This window comes from Kocuria atrinae, assembly GCF_039531425.1.
Lineage (GTDB): Bacteria > Actinomycetota > Actinomycetes > Actinomycetales > Micrococcaceae > Kocuria > Kocuria atrinae.
The window spans coordinates 1-16,986 of sequence record NZ_BAAAQA010000013.1 but is presented as its reverse complement, the minus strand read 5'-3'; the positions used below and the strand labels follow the sequence as shown (position 1 = coordinate 16,986).

The 16,986-nt window shown below is 64.2% G+C and carries 17 protein-coding genes; 10 read left to right on the top strand and 7 right to left on the bottom strand.

Features of this window, described 5'->3' with window-relative positions; all coding sequences use genetic code 11:
• Positions 1–199 precede the first annotated feature (199 nt).
• On the top strand, positions 200–1,408 hold the full coding sequence (locus ABD283_RS06035; protein WP_344224086.1) for a phosphatase PAP2 family protein: 1,209 nt from the start codon (positions 200–202) through the stop codon (positions 1,406–1,408).
• On the opposite strand, the gene ABD283_RS06030 is transcribed toward ABD283_RS06035, so the two are convergent.
• Positions 1,326–2,219: an MBL fold metallo-hydrolase gene (locus ABD283_RS06030; protein WP_344224085.1), complete on the bottom strand. Its 894-nt coding sequence runs from the start codon at positions 2,217–2,219 to the stop codon at positions 1,326–1,328. The genes ABD283_RS06035 and ABD283_RS06030 overlap by 83 nt on opposite strands.
• Positions 2,220–2,296: 77 nt before the next feature.
• Between ABD283_RS06030 and gluQRS the strand changes: the two genes are divergently transcribed.
• The 3 genes from gluQRS to ABD283_RS06015 all read left to right on the top strand — a co-directional run bounded on the left by gluQRS (position 2,297) and on the right by ABD283_RS06015 (position 5,686).
• Positions 2,297–3,244 carry a tRNA glutamyl-Q(34) synthetase GluQRS gene (gene gluQRS, locus ABD283_RS06025; RefSeq protein WP_344224084.1) on the top strand — a complete coding sequence of 316 codons (948 nt, stop codon included), beginning with the start codon at positions 2,297–2,299 and terminating at the stop codon, positions 3,242–3,244.
• A 104-nt stretch (positions 3,245–3,348) separates the two neighbouring features.
• Entirely contained in the window at positions 3,349–4,890 is a 1,542-nt protein-coding gene (gene putP / locus ABD283_RS06020) for a sodium/proline symporter PutP (protein ID WP_344224083.1), read from the top strand.
• A gap of 109 nt (positions 4,891–4,999) precedes the next feature.
• Positions 5,000–5,686, top strand: a complete 687-nt coding sequence (locus ABD283_RS06015) for an FMN-binding negative transcriptional regulator (RefSeq protein ID WP_344224082.1) — start codon at positions 5,000–5,002, stop codon at positions 5,684–5,686.
• A gap of 106 nt (positions 5,687–5,792) precedes the next feature.
• Here the strand turns inward: ABD283_RS06015 and ABD283_RS06010 are convergent, their stop codons facing one another.
• The 3 genes from ABD283_RS06010 to hrpB form a co-directional block, all read right to left on the bottom strand.
• Positions 5,793–6,761, bottom strand: coding sequence for an L-lactate dehydrogenase (locus ABD283_RS06010; protein ID WP_344224081.1), 969 nt, complete (start codon positions 6,759–6,761; stop codon positions 5,793–5,795).
• Positions 6,762–6,928: 167 nt separating this feature from the next.
• The gene (locus ABD283_RS06005; protein WP_425552808.1) at positions 6,929–7,867 is read right to left on the bottom strand and encodes an HpcH/HpaI aldolase/citrate lyase family protein; all 939 of its coding nucleotides are present in this window, start codon (positions 7,865–7,867) and stop codon (positions 6,929–6,931) included.
• 393 nt (positions 7,868–8,260) lie between these two features.
• The gene (gene hrpB / locus ABD283_RS06000; RefSeq protein WP_344224080.1) at positions 8,261–10,879 is read right to left on the bottom strand and encodes an ATP-dependent helicase HrpB; all 2,619 of its coding nucleotides are present in this window, start codon (positions 10,877–10,879) and stop codon (positions 8,261–8,263) included.
• Positions 10,880–10,945: 66 nt separating this feature from the next.
• On the opposite strand from hrpB, the gene ABD283_RS05995 reads away from it, so the two are divergent.
• Together ABD283_RS05995 and ABD283_RS05990 are read left to right on the top strand one after the other, a co-directional pair.
• The gene (locus tag ABD283_RS05995) at positions 10,946–11,167 is read left to right on the top strand and encodes a hypothetical protein (protein WP_344224079.1); all 222 of its coding nucleotides are present in this window, start codon (positions 10,946–10,948) and stop codon (positions 11,165–11,167) included.
• Positions 11,151–11,672, top strand: a complete 522-nt coding sequence (locus ABD283_RS05990) for a DUF805 domain-containing protein (protein WP_344224078.1) — start codon at positions 11,151–11,153, stop codon at positions 11,670–11,672. The genes ABD283_RS05995 and ABD283_RS05990 overlap by 17 nt, the downstream gene beginning before the upstream one ends.
• Positions 11,673–11,693: 21 nt before the next feature.
• On the opposite strand, the gene ABD283_RS05985 is transcribed toward ABD283_RS05990, so the two are convergent.
• Together ABD283_RS05985 and ABD283_RS05980 are read right to left on the bottom strand one after the other, a co-directional pair.
• Positions 11,694–12,227 (bottom strand): hypothetical protein, encoded by a 534-nt coding sequence (locus tag ABD283_RS05985; RefSeq protein ID WP_016997192.1) that lies wholly within the window; start codon positions 12,225–12,227, stop codon positions 11,694–11,696.
• Complete coding sequence (locus tag ABD283_RS05980; RefSeq protein WP_031272984.1) at positions 12,224–12,457, bottom strand: helix-turn-helix transcriptional regulator; 234 nt, start codon at positions 12,455–12,457, stop codon at positions 12,224–12,226. Before ABD283_RS05980 ends, ABD283_RS05985 begins: the two co-directional genes overlap by 4 nt.
• Before the next feature lie 142 nt (positions 12,458–12,599).
• Here ABD283_RS05980 and ABD283_RS05975 point away from each other — a divergent pair, with 142 nt between their 5' ends.
• From ABD283_RS05975 to ABD283_RS05965, 3 genes are all read left to right on the top strand, one after another.
• Positions 12,600–13,556 carry a 1,4-dihydroxy-2-naphthoyl-CoA synthase gene (locus ABD283_RS05975; RefSeq protein WP_344224077.1) on the top strand — a complete coding sequence of 319 codons (957 nt, stop codon included), beginning with the start codon at positions 12,600–12,602 and terminating at the stop codon, positions 13,554–13,556.
• Complete coding sequence (locus ABD283_RS05970) at positions 13,556–14,758, top strand: AMP-binding protein (RefSeq protein WP_344224076.1); 1,203 nt, start codon at positions 13,556–13,558, stop codon at positions 14,756–14,758. The genes ABD283_RS05975 and ABD283_RS05970 overlap by 1 nt, the downstream gene beginning before the upstream one ends.
• Before the next feature lie 74 nt (positions 14,759–14,832).
• Positions 14,833–15,714: a 1,4-dihydroxy-2-naphthoate polyprenyltransferase gene (locus ABD283_RS05965; protein WP_344224074.1), complete on the top strand. Its 882-nt coding sequence runs from the start codon at positions 14,833–14,835 to the stop codon at positions 15,712–15,714.
• Positions 15,715–15,799: 85 nt separating this feature from the next.
• On the opposite strand, the gene ABD283_RS05960 is transcribed toward ABD283_RS05965, so the two are convergent.
• Positions 15,800–16,084 (bottom strand): DUF4229 domain-containing protein, encoded by a 285-nt coding sequence (locus ABD283_RS05960; RefSeq protein WP_344224073.1) that lies wholly within the window; start codon positions 16,082–16,084, stop codon positions 15,800–15,802.
• Between the two features lie 127 nt (positions 16,085–16,211).
• Here ABD283_RS05960 and ABD283_RS05955 point away from each other — a divergent pair, with 127 nt between their 5' ends.
• Complete coding sequence (locus ABD283_RS05955) at positions 16,212–16,775, top strand: PLDc N-terminal domain-containing protein (protein ID WP_344224072.1); 564 nt, start codon at positions 16,212–16,214, stop codon at positions 16,773–16,775.
• Positions 16,776–16,986 lie beyond the last annotated feature (211 nt).

The window sequence follows — 16,986 nt, the reverse complement described above, 5'->3', positions numbered from 1 at the left end:
CGTGCATCCATGAAAACTCCCCGGAAGAAGGAACTGATTTCTCAGTCCAACTTCCGGGGAGCAGTTCATTCCGTGCCGGGGCTCCAATCCGTTAAACCAGCCCCTCTCAGCCCCGCCAAAGCCTGCCGTGGCAAGATAATGCGATGGCCGAGTCACCCGGATCCGGCCGCGATCAACGATTCCCCCGATAGGCTGCCCGTTGTCTTTCCCTCCCGCGCCCGCGCGTCCCGTATCCGCACGCTCCGTGATCCGACCGTTGGTCACGGTCGTGTTCCTGTGGACGTGCGTGGGCATCGCGACCTACATCAGCCTCATGACCATGACGGGTCAGTCCCTGGATGACGAGGCACTCGCCCAGGCCAAGGCCGATCGCAACAACTTCTTCCCGTGGATTTTTCTGGCCGCGGCACAGCACGTGCCGGAACTCGTCTCCATCGCGGCAGCCGTTCTGGCGCTCGTGTGGACCATTCGCACCCGCCGGTGGATCCCCGCGGTCGTCGGGTTGGGGATGATCCTGGGGGCCAATTTCACGACACAGTTCCTCAAGCGAGTGCTCCTGGACAAGCCTGACTTCGGCATTCAGCTCATCGTGCACAATTCATTCCCGTCCGGGCATACGACGGCCACGGCCACGATCCTGGTGACGCTCCTGCTGGTCGCTCCCCCGCACCTCCGCGCCAAGACCGCCACGTGGGGCTGGGTGCTCGCGGCCATCACGGGCATGCTCACGGTTCTCAACGGTTGGCACCGCCCGTCGGACGCCGCCGCAGCTCTCCTCATCGTGGGCGGTTGGGGCGTGCTCGCCGTCCTTGCGATCAGGCTCGCCGACGCCGCTCTCGCTCGCCCCGGGGCTCGGCCCACCGATGTGTATCGCCGTGTCCGAGACAAGATGGGCGCCCACCGCGAGAACCTTCAACAGCGAGAAGAACGTGGCGACAGCGCTTACATTCCGCCCACGGGATCTCAACAGCGGCAACACGGTCAACCGAGTCAATCGCATCCGTACCAATCAGGGATCGGGCAGCCCGGCCCCCGTGGACCCGGAAACCCGCGCTTCAGCACCCACGGCCCCGCGGCGGCGTCGTACGCGGATGCCCCGTATTCGAACGCACCCAACCCACAGGCCCAACAGCAGTACCCGCCCGCGGGATACCAACAGAATCCGTACGCGCAATACGGCCGCCCCGGCTACGGTTACCGCGCAGCAGTGCGCCCACGGAAGGGCACGGTGATCGCCTTATTGGTGTTGGCGATCGGCCTGGCCGTGGCCGTGGCACTGATGCCGTCGCTCGCCGTGGCCGGAACCTGGGCAGGTCGGGCAAACGTTATTGCGGGGTACCTTGGGATTGCGGCTGCTGCTGCTCTGAGTTGGCGGTCTGTGGCTCGCTGGCTGCGGTCTCTATCCTGACGGTGGCCAGCCGATCCAAGAAGATCCGGGCCACCCCCGCCTGATACGGGAGCCTGAACATGGACGCGGTGACCGTGCCCGCGGATGCCGGATCGGCCTGTTCCGCGCGCTTGATCGCGAGTGCCATGGTGTCCGCCTGTTGCAGCACGAACGTGTTGGAGACCGGGCTACCGTGGCCGGGTACGAAGACTTTGTACCGCTCCAACGTGGCCAGCGAGTGCAGGGTTTCCACCCATCGCTGCGGGTAGGAGTCCTCGAAACTGGGATCCGCGCCTTCTTCCACCAGGTCACCGCAGAAGACGATGTCCTCCACGCCCACACACACGTCGTTGTTGGTGTGGCCAAGCCCCAGGAAGAACAGCGTCACGGGTTTGTCACCCAGTTCGATACGCGTCAGTGACGGCCTGCGACCGTTGCCGGGCAGCGTGTTGGTGGGGAGCACGAGTTGGGTGTCCAGGCCATCCGCGTCTCCCATTTCGGGCTCTTGGGTCCCCACGAAACTGCGCTGGAAGTCACCGTGATCTCGCATGGCCGCCGCGCACGCCTTATGGGCCCAGAATTCAACAACTCCGGCGCGTTGGAACACGGCGTTACCCATGTAATGGTCGTAGTGAGCGTGGGTATTGACCACGGTCAGGGGCAAGTCTGTGACCTCACGAACGGCGGCCAAGATCTCGCGCCCCTGGCGCGGCCCCGCACCCGTATCGATGACCAGGGCACGCTGAGATCCCACGATGAGCCCGGAGTTCAACCTCCAGTTCTCCGTGCCAATCACGTAGACGCCGTCGCGCAGCTCGTGGATGCGTGCCATGCCGAACAGCCTAACCGCCCCCGGGCCCCTCTACATCCACCCAGCGATTGAAGTTACGCGGTGCTAGCCTGTGCGGCGTGCTCCCGTCCCAGCCCGCCTCGCAGCCTTCGAACGACGCCGCCCTGCCGCCCGCCGGCCGGTTCGCACCCTCGCCGTCGGGAGACCTTCACCTGGGCAATTTGCGCACTGCGCTGGCCGCGTGGGGATTCGCTCGCGCGACCGGTAGAAAGTTCATCCTGCGGGTTGAAGACCTGGACCGTGTGAAGAAGGGCGCTGCGGAGCGCAATATTGCCGATCTGGCCGCCATCGGCCTGGATTGGGACGGCCCCGTGGACTACCAGGCGCCGCGCATTCCACAGTTCCTAGAAGAGGTGCAACGCCTTACAGATGCCGGGCTCACCTATGAATGTTTCTGCACTCGCAAGGAAATTCACGCGGCCGCCTCGGCACCGCACGGGATCCCCGGGGCCTACCCGGGTACGTGCCGGAACCTGAGCGAAGAGACCCGCGAGCGGCGTCGTGAGGAACGCCCGCCGGCCATCCGACTGCGCTCGGGCGTGACGGAATTCACCGTGCACGACTACTTTGCCGGCGAGTACACCGGCGCAGTGGACGACATGGTGCTGGTGCGCAACGACGGCACTCCCGCGTACAACCTGGCCGTGGTCGTGGACGATGCCCAGCAGGGGATCGACCAAGTGGTGCGCGGCGACGATCTACTGCCGTCAGCGCCGCGGCAGGCCTACCTCGCGGAGCTACTGGGATACCGGACCCCCGAGTACGTTCATGTCCCCCTGGTGCTGGGCCCCACGGGCGCGCGGTTGGCTAAACGCGACGGAGCTGTAACACTTGAGGAATTACACGCTCTGGGTTACAGCGCGCGAGACGTGCTGCTGTGGCTCGGTGAATCACTGGGGGTTAACCACCCCCTCAATACCACGGCTGACTTGCTGAAGGACTGGAATCCCGGGGCCTGGAACACGGACCCCGCCAGCTTCACGGAATGGCCCGAAAAACGGGCCTGAAACCACCCTTAAGGGTGGGCAACGACACTTAACGGCTTTGGGTAGCTAAATAACGTCCCCTACAGTGGACGCCGTCCAAATCTCTCGCACCGGAAGGTACACCTATGTCCGACCAGGCGTATCAACTCATCGCGATTGTGATCTATTTCTTAGGCATGATCGCGATTGGCCTGTGGGCCAACAGTAAGACAAAGAACCTCGACGATTACATGTTGGGGGGAAGAAATCTCAAGCCCGGCGTGGCAGCGCTGTCCGCGGGTGCTTCGGATATGTCCGGCTGGTTGGTCATGGGCCTGCCCGGTGCCGTGTACCTCGCCGGCATGGTTGAAGCCTGGATCGCCATCGGTCTGACCATTGGCGCCTGGCTGAACTGGAAGTTCGTGGCGCCGCGACTGCGTGCGTACACCGAGGTTTCCAACAACTCGATCACCATTCCGTCCTTCCTGGACAGCCGACTCAAGGGCAACACCCGCATGCTGCGTGTGGTGTCCGGCATCATCATTCTGGCGTTCTTCACGTTCTACGTGTCCTCCGGCATGGTGGCCGGTGGCGTGTTCTTCATGTCATCCTTCGGCTCCACCTACCTCACCGGCATGCTGCTCATCGCCGGCGTGACCGTGCTCTACACGTTCTTCGGCGGCTTCCTGGGTGCGTCCTACACGGACCTCTTCCAGGGCATCCTCATGTTGATTTCGCTGCTCCTGGTCCCGATCATCGGTCTGATCATGGTGGGCGGCCCCGCCGAAATGGTGGAGCGTATCCAGAACGTGAACCCGGATGCACTTTCGTTGGTTGCCAGCGGTACCGCCGTGGGCATCATTTCCGCACTCGCCTGGGGCCTGGGTTACTTTGGCCAGCCGCACATCATCGTGCGCTTCATGGCGCTGCGCAGCCCCGCCGATGCCAAGACCGGCCGCCGTATCGGCGTCGGTTGGATGATCCTCTCCGTGATCGGCGCAATCTCAACGGCCCTGGTGGGTATGGCCTACTTCGGCAACCGCCCGGATCAGGAGGCCACGGACCCCGAGGCCATCTTCCTGGACATGTCTCAGATCTTGTTCCACCCGGCCCTGGCAGGCCTGGTGCTGGCAGCCGTTCTGGCAGCCATCATGTCCACCGTGTCCTCGCAGCTTATCGTGTCCTCCTCCGCTCTGGTGGAAGACCTCTACGGCCTGGCCGTCAAGAAGAGTCCGTCCAACCGCACTCAGGTGTGGATGGGCCGCGCCGGTGTGCTACTCGTTTCCGTCGTTGCCGCCGCCCTGGCATGGGAGCAGAACGCCACCATCCTGGAGCTCGTGAGCTTCGCGTGGGCCGGCTTCGGTTCCGCGTTCGGCCCCGTGGTGCTGCTGAGCCTCTTCTGGCGCAAGCTCACCAACACCGGCGCCATTGCCGGCATGATCGTGGGCGCAGTGATCGTGTTCACGTGGCAGTACACCCCGTGGAGCGACCTCTACGAGATCATCCCGGGCTTCTTCCTGGGTCTGCTGGCCGCCGTCATTGGCTCGCTGGCCACCTATAAGCACGACCCGGCGATCCAGGCCGAGTTCGACGAGGCCGTGCGCATCGTCAACAACCCCGGCCAGGCAAAGCCGGCCGCAGCTGCTCCGGAGCACGTTGAGTCTGACGCTGCTACCGGTCGCAACTAAGCTCCAACCGCTGAGCGAGTATCTTTCCCGCCAGCTGAGCAAGGGTCCCGTTCACCATTCGGTGAGCGGGACCCTTGCTTTACGTCGTGATCGCAGCGTTAATGCAACCATGCTGATCAATTCGCTCTACCGCCCCGTAGCGGGACACGATGTCGCCGATGTCATTGCCGACTACCCTTTGGGGATCATTGTGGCCTCTGAGCTAGTGGCCACGCACATGCCCATGCTGGCGGTGCGAGACCCGGACGGTTCCCTTGTCATCGAGGGCCACATCCCCCTGTCGGACCCGTTGCACACAGTCTTGGCCGAGGGGCAAGAAGTGCTGTTGATCTTCCCCGGGCCCTCCGCCTACATCAGCCCCGACTGGTATACCCACACGGGGTTACCCACCTACGATTTCGAGCCCATCCACATTCGCGGCCGAGCAACCATCATGACTCAGCCCGCGCTGGAGGATCACTTGCGGCGGCTCATAGACCATCACGAGCGACGGGTGCGCCCACGTCAGGAAGGCCCTGATACGGCAGCCTCCGGGGGTGCCCGTGGACGATGGCGGATGAATGACAGCGCAGAGGACTCCATGCACCAGCTTCTCGGGGCCATTGCGGGCTTTCGGCTGCGTCCCCTCTCGGTGGAGTTCAAGTCGAAAATCGGTCAGAACAGGCCCGCGGACGAGGTTCCGATCACCGCTGAGCACCTGTCCCTGATGCGCCACCCGGATGCCAGCTACTTGGCCGATCTCATGGAACGCCTGTCCGCGGCTCGCGGGGTGGAGAACTCACCCGCGAGCCGGTGACGGGCCCTTTCCGTGACCTTTCGAGGCCGACGACGCTCGCGGCGTCGTCGGCCATCGCGCCTCGCCCGGGTGGCCGAGTGAGCAGTGAGGCTGGGAGCCGGTGGGCTCAGAAACCGAGGGAGGTGAGTGCCTTGCGCATGGCCTGGGCCGAATCTCGCAGCTGCTGTTCCTCGTGCTCGCCCATGGGGATCGCGAGTGGCTGCTCCACACCGCGGCGACCCACGATGGACGGGACCGACAGAGCCAGGCCACTGATGCCGTGGAAGTCATCCAGGATCGAAGAGACAGGCAGGACGGAGCGCAGGTCGCGCAGGATGGCCTCGGCAATGCGGATGCCGGACAGCCCGATCGCGTAGTTGGTGGCACCCTTACCCTCGATCACCTTGTACGCGGCGTTGACCACCTGATCGGTCATCTCCGCCAGACGCTGCTCGGTAAAGGGCTTGCGGCCGTCGATTTCCCAGTCACGCAGCGGAACCTGCCCGATGGAAGCGGAAGACCACACGGGGAATTCGGAATCGCCGTGCTCGCCGATGATGTACGCGTGCACGCTGGTCGTGTTGACCTGCGCCTCGTTGGCGATCATCCAACGCAGGCGGGACGTGTCCAGCACGGTGCCGGAGCTCAAGACCTGGCGGTGCGGCAGCCCCGTGATCTTCTGGGCAACCACGGTGAGCACGTCACACGGGTTGGTCACGAGCACGAAAATCGCATTGGGCGCGTGCTCCAACAGTTGGGGCATCAGGGACTTGAGGATCTCGGTGTTGGCGCCGGCCAGGTCCAGGCGGGTTTGGCCGGGCTTCTGTTTGGCGCCTGCGGTGATCAGGACGACGTCCGAGTTCCTGAGCACGGCCACGTCATCCGAGCCCTCCACGCGGGTGTCGGAAGCGAACATTTGCCCATGGGACAGGTCCAGGGCCTCGGCCTCCACCTTGGCGGTGTTGAGGTCGTAGAGGGCGATGTCGGTCGCGGTGCCGCGGATCATGGCCGCGTACGCCAGCGAGGTTCCCACCGACCCCGCTCCCACAATGCCGATCTTGGTTCTACGGACGGTGGCTTCACTGCTGGTGGTCATAGAAACTCCCCGGTTACGGCGGATACGTCCCGCAGGCCCACGTGGTGTGTGAGCTGCAGTGGTCATGTGGTCTTGCCACAGTCCATTGTGACGTATCCGCCGTGCCGGGGATAGTTCGTGTGACGAGGTCAACTACCTCGTGTTGCTATTGGATTCTTACCCAGTGACTAGCAGTGATAGGTGTCGGTGGGAGCCTCGAAGTGCACGTCGTAGCCCTCCGGGATACTCATACCGAACGAGGTGGCCAAACCGAGCACCTTGCGGGCGCGGGCCAGACGGGGCAGGTCGGAACCGTTGCGGATCTGACCGCCGTCGGCTTCGAACTCCTGCAGGAAGTCGGTGGCCCAGGACAACTCATTGAGGCTCGGGGACAGTCCTTCGTTGACCGTGGCGGTCTGCTCGGGCATGAGGCACAGCTTGCCGGTCATGCCGAACTCGGAAGTCACGCCGGTGGCCTCTGCGAGCTTGGCGCCGAGTGCACCAACAGCCGGGCCGTCGATCGGACCGGGCAGGTTGGCCGCACGCGAGGCGATGGTGAACTGCGAACGGGTGTAGGCCAGGACCATGGGGCTCTCGCCGAAACCGGTGTCACGGCGGTAATCACCGATACCGAATGCCAAGCGGTAAGTGGAACGCGCCGTCGCAATATCCTGCAGATTCTGCACACCGCGGGCGGTCTCCACCAGGGCAAGAATGCGGGTGCCACGCAGCATCTCTGCCGTACGGGTCACGTGCTCCGGGGATTCGGTCATGGCCAGCATGACGCCTTCCAGCCCGGGGGCTTCACGCAGAGCACGGAGGTCTTCCTCCCACCACGCGGTACCGAAACCGTTGATGCGGACCCACCCGTGGTTGAGTTCATGGTTCTCATTGCGCGAGGACAACCACTCGATCACGTTCTGACGTGCTGCGGCCTTATCCGCCGGTGCCACCGAATCCTCGACATCGAGGACCACAACATCCGCTGCACTGCTCGCCGCCACGTCGAAGCGCGCGGGCTGCGCACCGTTGACGAGCAGCCACGAACGGGCCAGCTCCGGACCAACTTTGGGATTCTCAGTGGTCGTAATGGTCATTTCGATGGTTTCTGACAGGGTGGTGGACATGATTCACTTCTCGATCTGTGTCTAAGAACGGACACGCTCCCGCAACAGAATGTGCGGTGAAAGCGCGGGTCAGCCGAGCGCCAGAACCAACCTGAGAGATGAAGCGGTCGGAGCGGGTCAGCTGCCAGTAGAGAGCCCCAGGACAAGCGGCACCAGTTCGGTGCGTTGATGACCTACGCGTGAGAGATGACACGCCGGGCAAAAGCGGTAGGGCTACCGTAACCAAGATCACATTTCAGATCAAATTGAGCGGCCCCACGGGGACCCTTGCAAGCTGATCGACGAAAAAACCCACTTCGCCAGGCGGCCGCACACGAATCGACAGTAAAGCCAAAATCGTCGACGATACGGGTCGTACGGTCGATCAGACTGCACGAACGCCTCGATTCCGTTTCACCCACCACTTCGCTTCTTGGTTCGCGCCGTGGCCACTGCATTCCACGGGTCCTCAGGCCAAGGGTGCTTCGAGTAGCGGCCGCGCATTTCGGAGCGGACCTGTTGGTACGGGCCGGACCAGAACGACTTGAGGTCGTCCGTGATGGCCAATGGTCGCCGCGCAGGAGACAGCAGGTGAAACTGCACGGGCACCCGACCGTCCACCAAGCGCGGTGTGTCTGCCCAGCCAAAACATTCTTGTAATTTCACGGCCACCACGGGCGGCTGCTCGGGGTCTTCGGTCGAATAGACCTCCGGGTAGTCGATCCGCGCTGTGTTCCCACTCGGCACCGCCAACCGTTGCGGTACCAGCTCCTCCAGCCTGCTGGCTTCCGGCCACGGCAGGAGCCTGCGGAGCGCATCAGCCACCTTGATCGACCGCAGCGACGCGCCTTGCGCGATTTCTTGTAATTCCATGCTCAGCCACTCGTCGAGTCGGTCCAGCAGCGCGGAGTCGTTCATGGCCGGCCACAGATCACCCAGGTGCCTGTGGAGCAATGCGAGGCGAGCGCGAAGGGAGCGAGCGGCGTCGTCCCAGGGCAGCAGGTCCAGACCCTGGCTGTGCAGTGCGCTGCGCACGGCGGGCAGGGCGGTCTGCGGATCGGCCGCGATGGGCGTGGAGGACAGTTCGATGGCTCCCACCGCTCGGACCCGGCGCGCTCGAACCTTGCCGTTCTCGAAGCTTCCGCGAGTCTCCTCGCTCGCCAAAGAACCCGCAATGACCAGCGCCGTGGACTCATCCAATGGTGCAGCCGCACGAATCACCGCGCCGGTGCCAGCGGCCGCTTTCCCGGCGGCGCGGCTCAGTTCCGCCACGGCGAGCCACTCGTGTTGCCGCAACGGACTCCCCGGCTCGAGCCCGGCGCGAGTTCCCGACGCCAGCAGCCACTGCTCCCCTGCTTTGTCCATCCGCTTGGCGATCCACTCGGGTTTCCCCAGGCCGACGACGGCGCCCTCCCGCACATCGCGCGCCACCTCGCCGGGCGCACCTCGCTCCACAGCACCCCCGTCCTCGCCAATGGAGCCCTGCTCCCCGGCAATCCGCTCCAAACGGGACACCTCCCGCTTCCACCGTGCGGACTCCGCTCCCCCGCCCGAACGCAACCGACGAACGAAGGCGGGGATATCTGCCCCAGGGATGCGGGCACCGTCGGCGATGGCGGCGATGACTTCGGCAGCGGCGCGACGCCCGACCAGGGCGGAACCGTCCAGCAGGGCCCGCCCCCATCGGGGCTCCACAGGCATGCCCACGAGGACGCGACCGAGGTCGTTGGCGCGGCCGTCGCCGTCAATGGCACCCAACCGCAGGAGCTCGGCTTCTGCGTCCGCGCGAGCACGCGGTGGCAACGGATCCGGCAGGGACAACCCGTCACCACCCGGTGCACCCCAAACGGCAAGTGCCAGACACGCAAACGTGAGGTCGGCGGTGCGCACCTCGGGAACGGTGTGGACGGGCATAGCGCCCCACGTAGCGTTGTCGTAGCAGCGGACCACAGTGCCGGGCCCCTGACGGGCTGCGCGACCGGCCCGCTGATCGGCCGAGGCCTTGGACGCCGAGATCGTCACCAGCCCCGAAATCCCACGCCCGGCATCGCGGCGCGGTTGACGTGACAAACCCGAGTCGACAACCACCCGCACTCCGTTGACCGTCAGCGAAGATTCCGCGAGCGACGTGGTGACCACGATCCGCGGCGGCTCCCCCGACTGGCGCCCCGCGACCGCTCGGTCCTGTTCCCGAGGGGAGCGCTGGCCGTGTAATTCCAAAATTTCAGCGTCGGACAGCCTGTGCAGTTCGGATGCCACGCGCGAGACTTCGCGGGCACCCGGCACGAACACGAGGGCGTCCGAGTCGTCGTGGGCCTTGAGAGCCTTCATATGAGCCTGCGCAGCCGTGCGCGCCACGTGCGACAGGAACGCGGGAGTCACCCCGCGATCGTCCAGACGTTGCGGACCCGGGGCCCATTCGACGTCCAGGGGATACAGCGCGGACGGGCAATCGACGATCGGCGCGGGATCGTCTGCGCCCAGCAATTCGGCGAAACGGGCGGCATCCACGGTCGCGGACATCGCAACCACAGTCAGGTCATCGCGCAGTTCTCGCAGCTCCGCGAGCATGCCCACCAATAGATCGGACTCCACTCGTCGCTCGTGCACCTCGTCCAGAACTACCGCAGCTGTACCCGGCAGATCCGGATCCCGCAGCAGGCGCCGAAGCATGATCCCCGGTGTTACGAACTCGATGCGCGTGCTCGGTTTCGTGGTGCTTTCGCCGCGTACGCTCCAGCCGACGACGTCGCCGGGTTGCGATCCCGTCAGCGCGGCCAGTCGGCGGGCGGCTGCCCTGGCGGCCACCCTGCGCGGTTGTACCACCACAACGCGACCGCTGGGCTGGGAGGCGGGAGCGACGCCGGCAAGAACGTTGGCGATCACGGGCGGAACGAGGGTGGTCTTACCCGTCCCTGGCGGCGCCTGAACCACCGCCACTCCCTGCTGGAGGGCCGCCTTCAGATCGGGCACAGACTCCGCGAAAGGCAGGCCGCGACCAATCCGGTCCAGGTCAAAGGGGACGACACTCATGGTTTCAAGTATTGCCGAGCCCTCGGACACGGTTGTTACGTTGAAAACCCCGACTAGAAGGAACGTATGAACTCCACTGCCAAGCTCGGCCGCGTACTGGGCGTTGCGGCGATCATTGTTGGTGCCGGAATCATTCTGGTGACGGCACTGACTGAGGCCGGCAACTTAGCCACGGGGTTTTTGGGCTTCATGACGGTGATAACCGGCGCATGCGCGGTCATGATGGCCAATCGACAAGACACGCAACAGGCCGACACCTCCAGGAGTTCTGATGACGCCTTCCGTTAAACGTGTCTTCATGGACCGTGAGGTGCGGTCGTTCCATGATCTGCCATCGGGTGGGGCGAACATGTCCCCGTGGCAACAGTTCGCCACGGCCGTTCGGTTGTTCTACCGGAACTATTTTCGCCTCAGAGGCCGAGCAACTCGTCGAGAGTTTTGGTGGGCCGTTCTCTTCCACGCTCTGATTTCTGTCGTGTTCATGGTGATCAGTTATGTGGTCACCGGTGGTGAGGTAGTCGACATTTCTCGCGATGCTCTGCCTTTGGTTCTAGGCGATTCCGTGACGTTGGCCTCACTGATGGCCACATGGCACACGTTGAATATAATCCCGTGGATCACGTTGCTCGCTCGCAGATTCCATGACACTGATTCCAGCGCCGCCTTGCTCTTCACGCTGCTTATTCCGGTGGCGGGTTTGGTCATCGTCATCATCTACGCGCTGACCGCCTCCAACCCTCGGGGAGTGCGTTACGACCCGCCTAACCGTTCAACCAGCCGATCCGTGCAGTAAAGAATTCCCATGCCTCTGGAATCATTGCGGCGACCGCTTGGCCTTTCGCAGTCCTTGGATCAGCCCAAAGAGGCCAGCGAGTCCACCCGCCATACCTCCCACGGCAGCTCCTAGGAGGAAACCTCTGAGGAAGCCGCCATTCTTGACTGGATCGACGGACGGGGCAGCCAACAAAGAGTCACCGGTCCACAGCGTGTAGCTGACCACCGCGCATGTAAGGACCATGGCGCCCGAGAAGATCGCAGCGTTGACCACGGTCGAACGTGCACCCGCCGTTTCGGCCATCATCTGGATGTCCACGCCCTTGCGCTTCGCGTACCAACTCGCCGCGAGCGATGGACATGCGATCATCGCTAGCAGGGCAGCTGGGAGCAGAAGGTATCCGAAAAGGGCAGCGGTGAAAGCTCCGGCAGCACCCAGATACAACGCGATGGTGAGGCCGAACGTGCTGGACTCCATGAACACCGACCGCTCTCGCTCATCACCGTAGGCTGGGCTGTCCAGATCCATGACCTGGTCAGCCATGTGACCCATGACCGTATCTTTGCGAGTCATTTCTTGTCTCCCGTCTCATCGACGAACAGTTCTTCCACGGTTCCGCCGAGCACACGGGCAATTCGTAATGCCAGGTACACAGACGGTGCGTAATCTCCCTGTTCGATCGCAATGATCGTTTGCCTGCTGACGCCAACATCCAGCGCCAATTCGGCCTGCGTGATGCGCTGCGACTTACGCAGATCCCGGATGGGATTCGCCGCAGCTGCACTGGGTTCGCGGTTCGTCATGTACATAATGTTAAGGATTCTTGACATTCAAAGTCAAGAATAGTTGACATAGGGTTAGGGTGCCCACAGATAGTCCGCCACTCAGAGTCGGGCGCACCAGCACTTCCCATGCCTGTCCGCACTCCCACCTAAAGTGGTACCCATGACCAACGCGCAGCTTCCCGAGCAGGTATCCGAGATTTTCGACCCCCAGCAGTGGCGACAGGTGCAGGGCTTTGAGGACCTGCAGGACATTACCTACCACCGCGGCGTCGAACGAGACGACAACGGTGAAGTGGTCAAGGACCTGCCGTGGGTCCGTATCGCGTTCGATCGTCCCGAGGTCCGCAATGCCTTCCGCCCGAGCACCGTGGACGAGCTCTACCGCACCCTTGACCATGCGCGCATGTCCTCGGACGTGGGCGCGGTCATCCTCACGGGCAACGGCCCCTCCGCCAAGGACGGCGGCTGGGCGTTCTGCTCCGGCGGCGATCAGCGCATCCGCGGCCGCGACGGCTACCACTACGCGGAGGGCGAGACCGCCGACTCCATCGATCCCGCTCGCGCCGGCCGCCTGCACATCCTGGAAGTTCAGCGCCTGATCCGCACCATGCCCAAGGTGGTCATTGCGGCGGTGTCCGGCTGGGCTGCCGGCGGCGGTCACTCGCTGCACGTGGTGTGCGACATGACCATCGCTTCCGCCGAGCACGGCAAGTTCAAGCAGACGGACGCCACCGTCGGTTCCTTCGACGCCGGTTACGGCTCCGCTCTGCTCGCCCGTCAGGTCGGCCAGAAGTTCGCCCGCGAGATCTTCTTCCTGGCAGATGAATACACCGCCGAGGATATGTTTCGCATGGGTGCCGTCAACAAGGTGGTCACGCACTCCGAACTCGAAATCTCCGCGCTGGAATGGGCCCGCAAGATCACCGCGCAGTCTCCGCAGGCCGTGCGCATGCTCAAGTACGCGTTCAACCTCCCGGACGACGGCATGGTGGGCCAGCAGGTCTTCGCCGGCGAAGCCACGCGCATGGGTTACATGACTGACGAGGCCGTCGAAGGTCGCGACGCGTTCCTGCAGAAGCGCGACCCGGACTGGTCCGCGTTCCCCTACTACTTCTGATGCCTGACCTAGCCGGAAAACCACTCGCCGCGCCCACAGTGGGCGCCTTGCCGGCGGATACGGTCGTCTTCGACGGTCCGGTGGCGGGCGACCCGTTGGATCTCCTCGAGCCGCTGAGACAGGCGTTGTCCCGCCCCGGGCCGGCGGTGGTCGTCTCGACCTCCGGGTCCACGGGCCGCCCCAAGAAAACGGTCCTGACTACCGAGGCGCTGACGGCATCAGGTCAGGCCACCGAACGAGCCACGTCCGGTCCCGGTCAGTGGCTCCTGTGTCTCCCTTCGCACTACGTCGCGGGCGTTCAGGTTCTCGCTCGCTCCGTGCTCGCGGGCACCACACCAGTGGTCATGGAGCCCGGGCCGTTCACACCGGAGGGTTTCGCGCGGGCCGCAGCGGGCATGAGTTATGAGACGCGTTACGTGTCCGTGGTCCCCACCCAGCTGCAACGCATTCTTGATCCCGCCGACACCGCTCCCCACCCGGATGCCGTGGCCGCCCTCGCGCGCTTCGACGCGATCCTGGTGGGCGGCTCCGCCCTCTCACCCGCCCTCGCCCAGCTAGCCGCCGACGCCGGCCTCACCCTGGTCAGCACGTACGGCATGTCCGAAACGTGCGGCGGTTGCGTCTACAACGGCCGGCCCTTGGACGTCGTCGAAATCCGCACGGTCCCCGACGACGCCGCTCCCGACCTCTCGCATTTCACCTCCCCGGCCACCCGCGAGCCCAAGGAGGGGCGCATTTGGTTAGGCGGCGGCGTCGTTGCCGGAGGCTATCTGGACGACCCCCGGCAGACCGGCGGGCATTTCCGCGTGATCGACGGACAGCGCTGGTACCGCACGGATGACCTAGGGCGGGTCCACGAGGACGGGACGCTGAGCGTACTGGGCCGCACGGACGATGTGATCAACACCGGTGGCATCAAAGTCTCCGCAGGAGTGGTGACCGCCGCCCTCACCTCACACCCCGAAATCCGGCAGGCTCTCGTGGTGCCGGTACCGGACCCCGAATGGGGCCAGGTCGTCGCCACACTAGTAGTGCCCCGCGGCGGTGCCCTTACTAACGAGCTACGGGCAGAGCTCAGCGATCTGGTCCGTGATCGGCACGGTTCCCCGGCCGTCCCCAAGCACTGGCGCGCAGTCGGTGAAATCCCCATGCTCGCCACCGGCAAACCGGATCGACAGGCCGCAGCCCAGAGCTTCCGCTAGCCGAGCTTTCAATAAACTTTCCAACGCATGAGACAATAACGCGGTTCAATTCACCAGTTTTCGGAGGTATGTCCGTGGCCACGCCAGCACAGTGGGTAGAGGGCGCACGTCTCAGGACCCTGCCCATGGCCGCGGCTCCCGTGATTGCCGGTACGGCCGCCGCGCAGCAGATGCACGCGGTGCACCTGGGTCATGCGGGGCTGGCGCTGCTCGTGGCGCTGTTCCTCCAGATCGGCGTGAACTACGCCAACGATTACTCCGATGGCGTGCGCGGCACCGACGATGAGCGTGTGGGCCCGCTTCGGCTCACCGGCTCCGGAGCGGCGAAGCCCGCGCAGGTGAAGCGCGCGGCGTTCTTGTGCTTCGGTCTCGCGGCTCTGGCGGGCGCGGTCCTGGTGGTGCTGTCCCAGCAGTGGTGGTTCGCGATCGTGGGCGTGGCTGCAGTCTTCGCCGCGTGGGGCTACACCGGCGGAAAGAAGCCCTACGGCTACTTGGGCCTGGGCGATATTTTCGTATTCATCTTCTTCGGCCCCGTGGCCACTCTGGGCACCACGCTCACACAGGCCGGTCGACTGAACGTGGACGCCTGGATTATGGCGATCTCCACCGGTTTGTTCGCGTGCGCCCTGCTGATGGCCAACAATGTGCGCGATATCCCGGGTGACCGCGAGGTGGGTAAGAAGACCCTGGCCGTGCGTTTGGGCGACGCCAAGGCACGCCTGACCTTCGCCGCGGAAATGGCCGTGGGTATGGTGTTGCCGCTGCTGTTGGTGCCCTACAACCCGTGGGTGCTGCTCGTCTACGCGATGACTCCATTGGCCTTGGCCGCCAGTGCCACGGTTCTCAAGAGCAAAGAACGTCGGGCGTTGATCCCGGTACTCAAGCAGTGCGGATTGGTGAATCTCGGATTCACGGTGCTCTACGCGCTGGCCGTGCTCGTCCACCAGTACGTTTAGGCCGGTGAGCTAGGGCAGGCCACAGCGCCAGTGGCCAGCCAAGAAGCTCCGAAAGCGTTCGGAGTTTGACGGCCTCAGAGGGAACTCAGATGTCCTTGCGAGCCTGCCGGTCCGTGTAGGAATCCTCGATCTCCTGATCCTCCATGGCCACGCGGTTCTTGGGCTTGGGAGAGCGGTCGATCCAGCGGTGGAAGTCCTGGCTGGCTGCCAAGTGCAGCTTGGGGAAGAAGATGTAGCAGATCGCGAACGCCGCTACGACGGCCGCGATGCCGGACAGGATCAGTCCCGCACCCACGTACATGGAGATCACGAACACCACGATCAGGATGCCCAACCGCAGCAGAGAGTACTTGAGGAAATTCACGGGCATCAGTCTACTGGCCTGCCCTGGACGCCCGCCCCATGCGATTCACACCTGTCACCCCGGTCTACGCCCATGACTTAACGCCCAGACACCGATGCGTCAGTGATCAGCATGCTCCCCTAGGATTGTGGCCATGGGCAGAGCGATACTCATCATCGGAGCAGGCGCCCTCGCCGTGGGTGTGATCATTTATTCACTCCTCGAATGCGCCCAAACAGAAAAGTACAAGGTCAGGTCCCTCCCCAAGGGTGCGTGGATCCTCTTGATCTTGCTGCTGCCCGTGATCGGCGCGGTCCTCTGGTTGTTCTTCGGCCGCCCCAAGAAGGTGGACCCGAGCACTCAACCGCAGCGCGGCCGTGGCCCGGACGATGACCCGCAGTTCCTGCGAAACTTGGAAGAGCGGCGTCGTCAACAGGAACATGAGCGCAGGCTCCAGGAGTGGGAGAACGAACTCAAACGGACGGGACGTCCCCCGGGAGAGAAGCCCCAACCGTTGGACCCGGACGATCCGCGCCTGAGCGAAGAAGTCCTGAATGACGCCGACGGCGCCCCCGAGACTGACGCCCCGGGCCAGAAAAACCCCGGCACCAACTTCCCCAAGGATGGCGGCAGCACCGCCCCCGGAAGCGATAGGGACAACCCGGCGGACCCGGATGACGGTCCGGAACCGGGCGCCGCACCCGGCCCCCGCGCCTAGACCCTCCTGGGCCATGAGCTCTCGTCAGCCTAAGAACCCATAAAGGAAGTCCCGTAGCTCTCGAGAGCTACGGGACTTCCTTAGATCTATGGTTAGTTATCCCCGATTTCCGGTGCGGAATCGGTAATAGGGAACCTTAAACCGGCTCTTCAGAGTTGAGTGTGGGCGCGCCGGTGGTGCGGGGTAGCTGGGGATAGACGTCGAGGTCCTC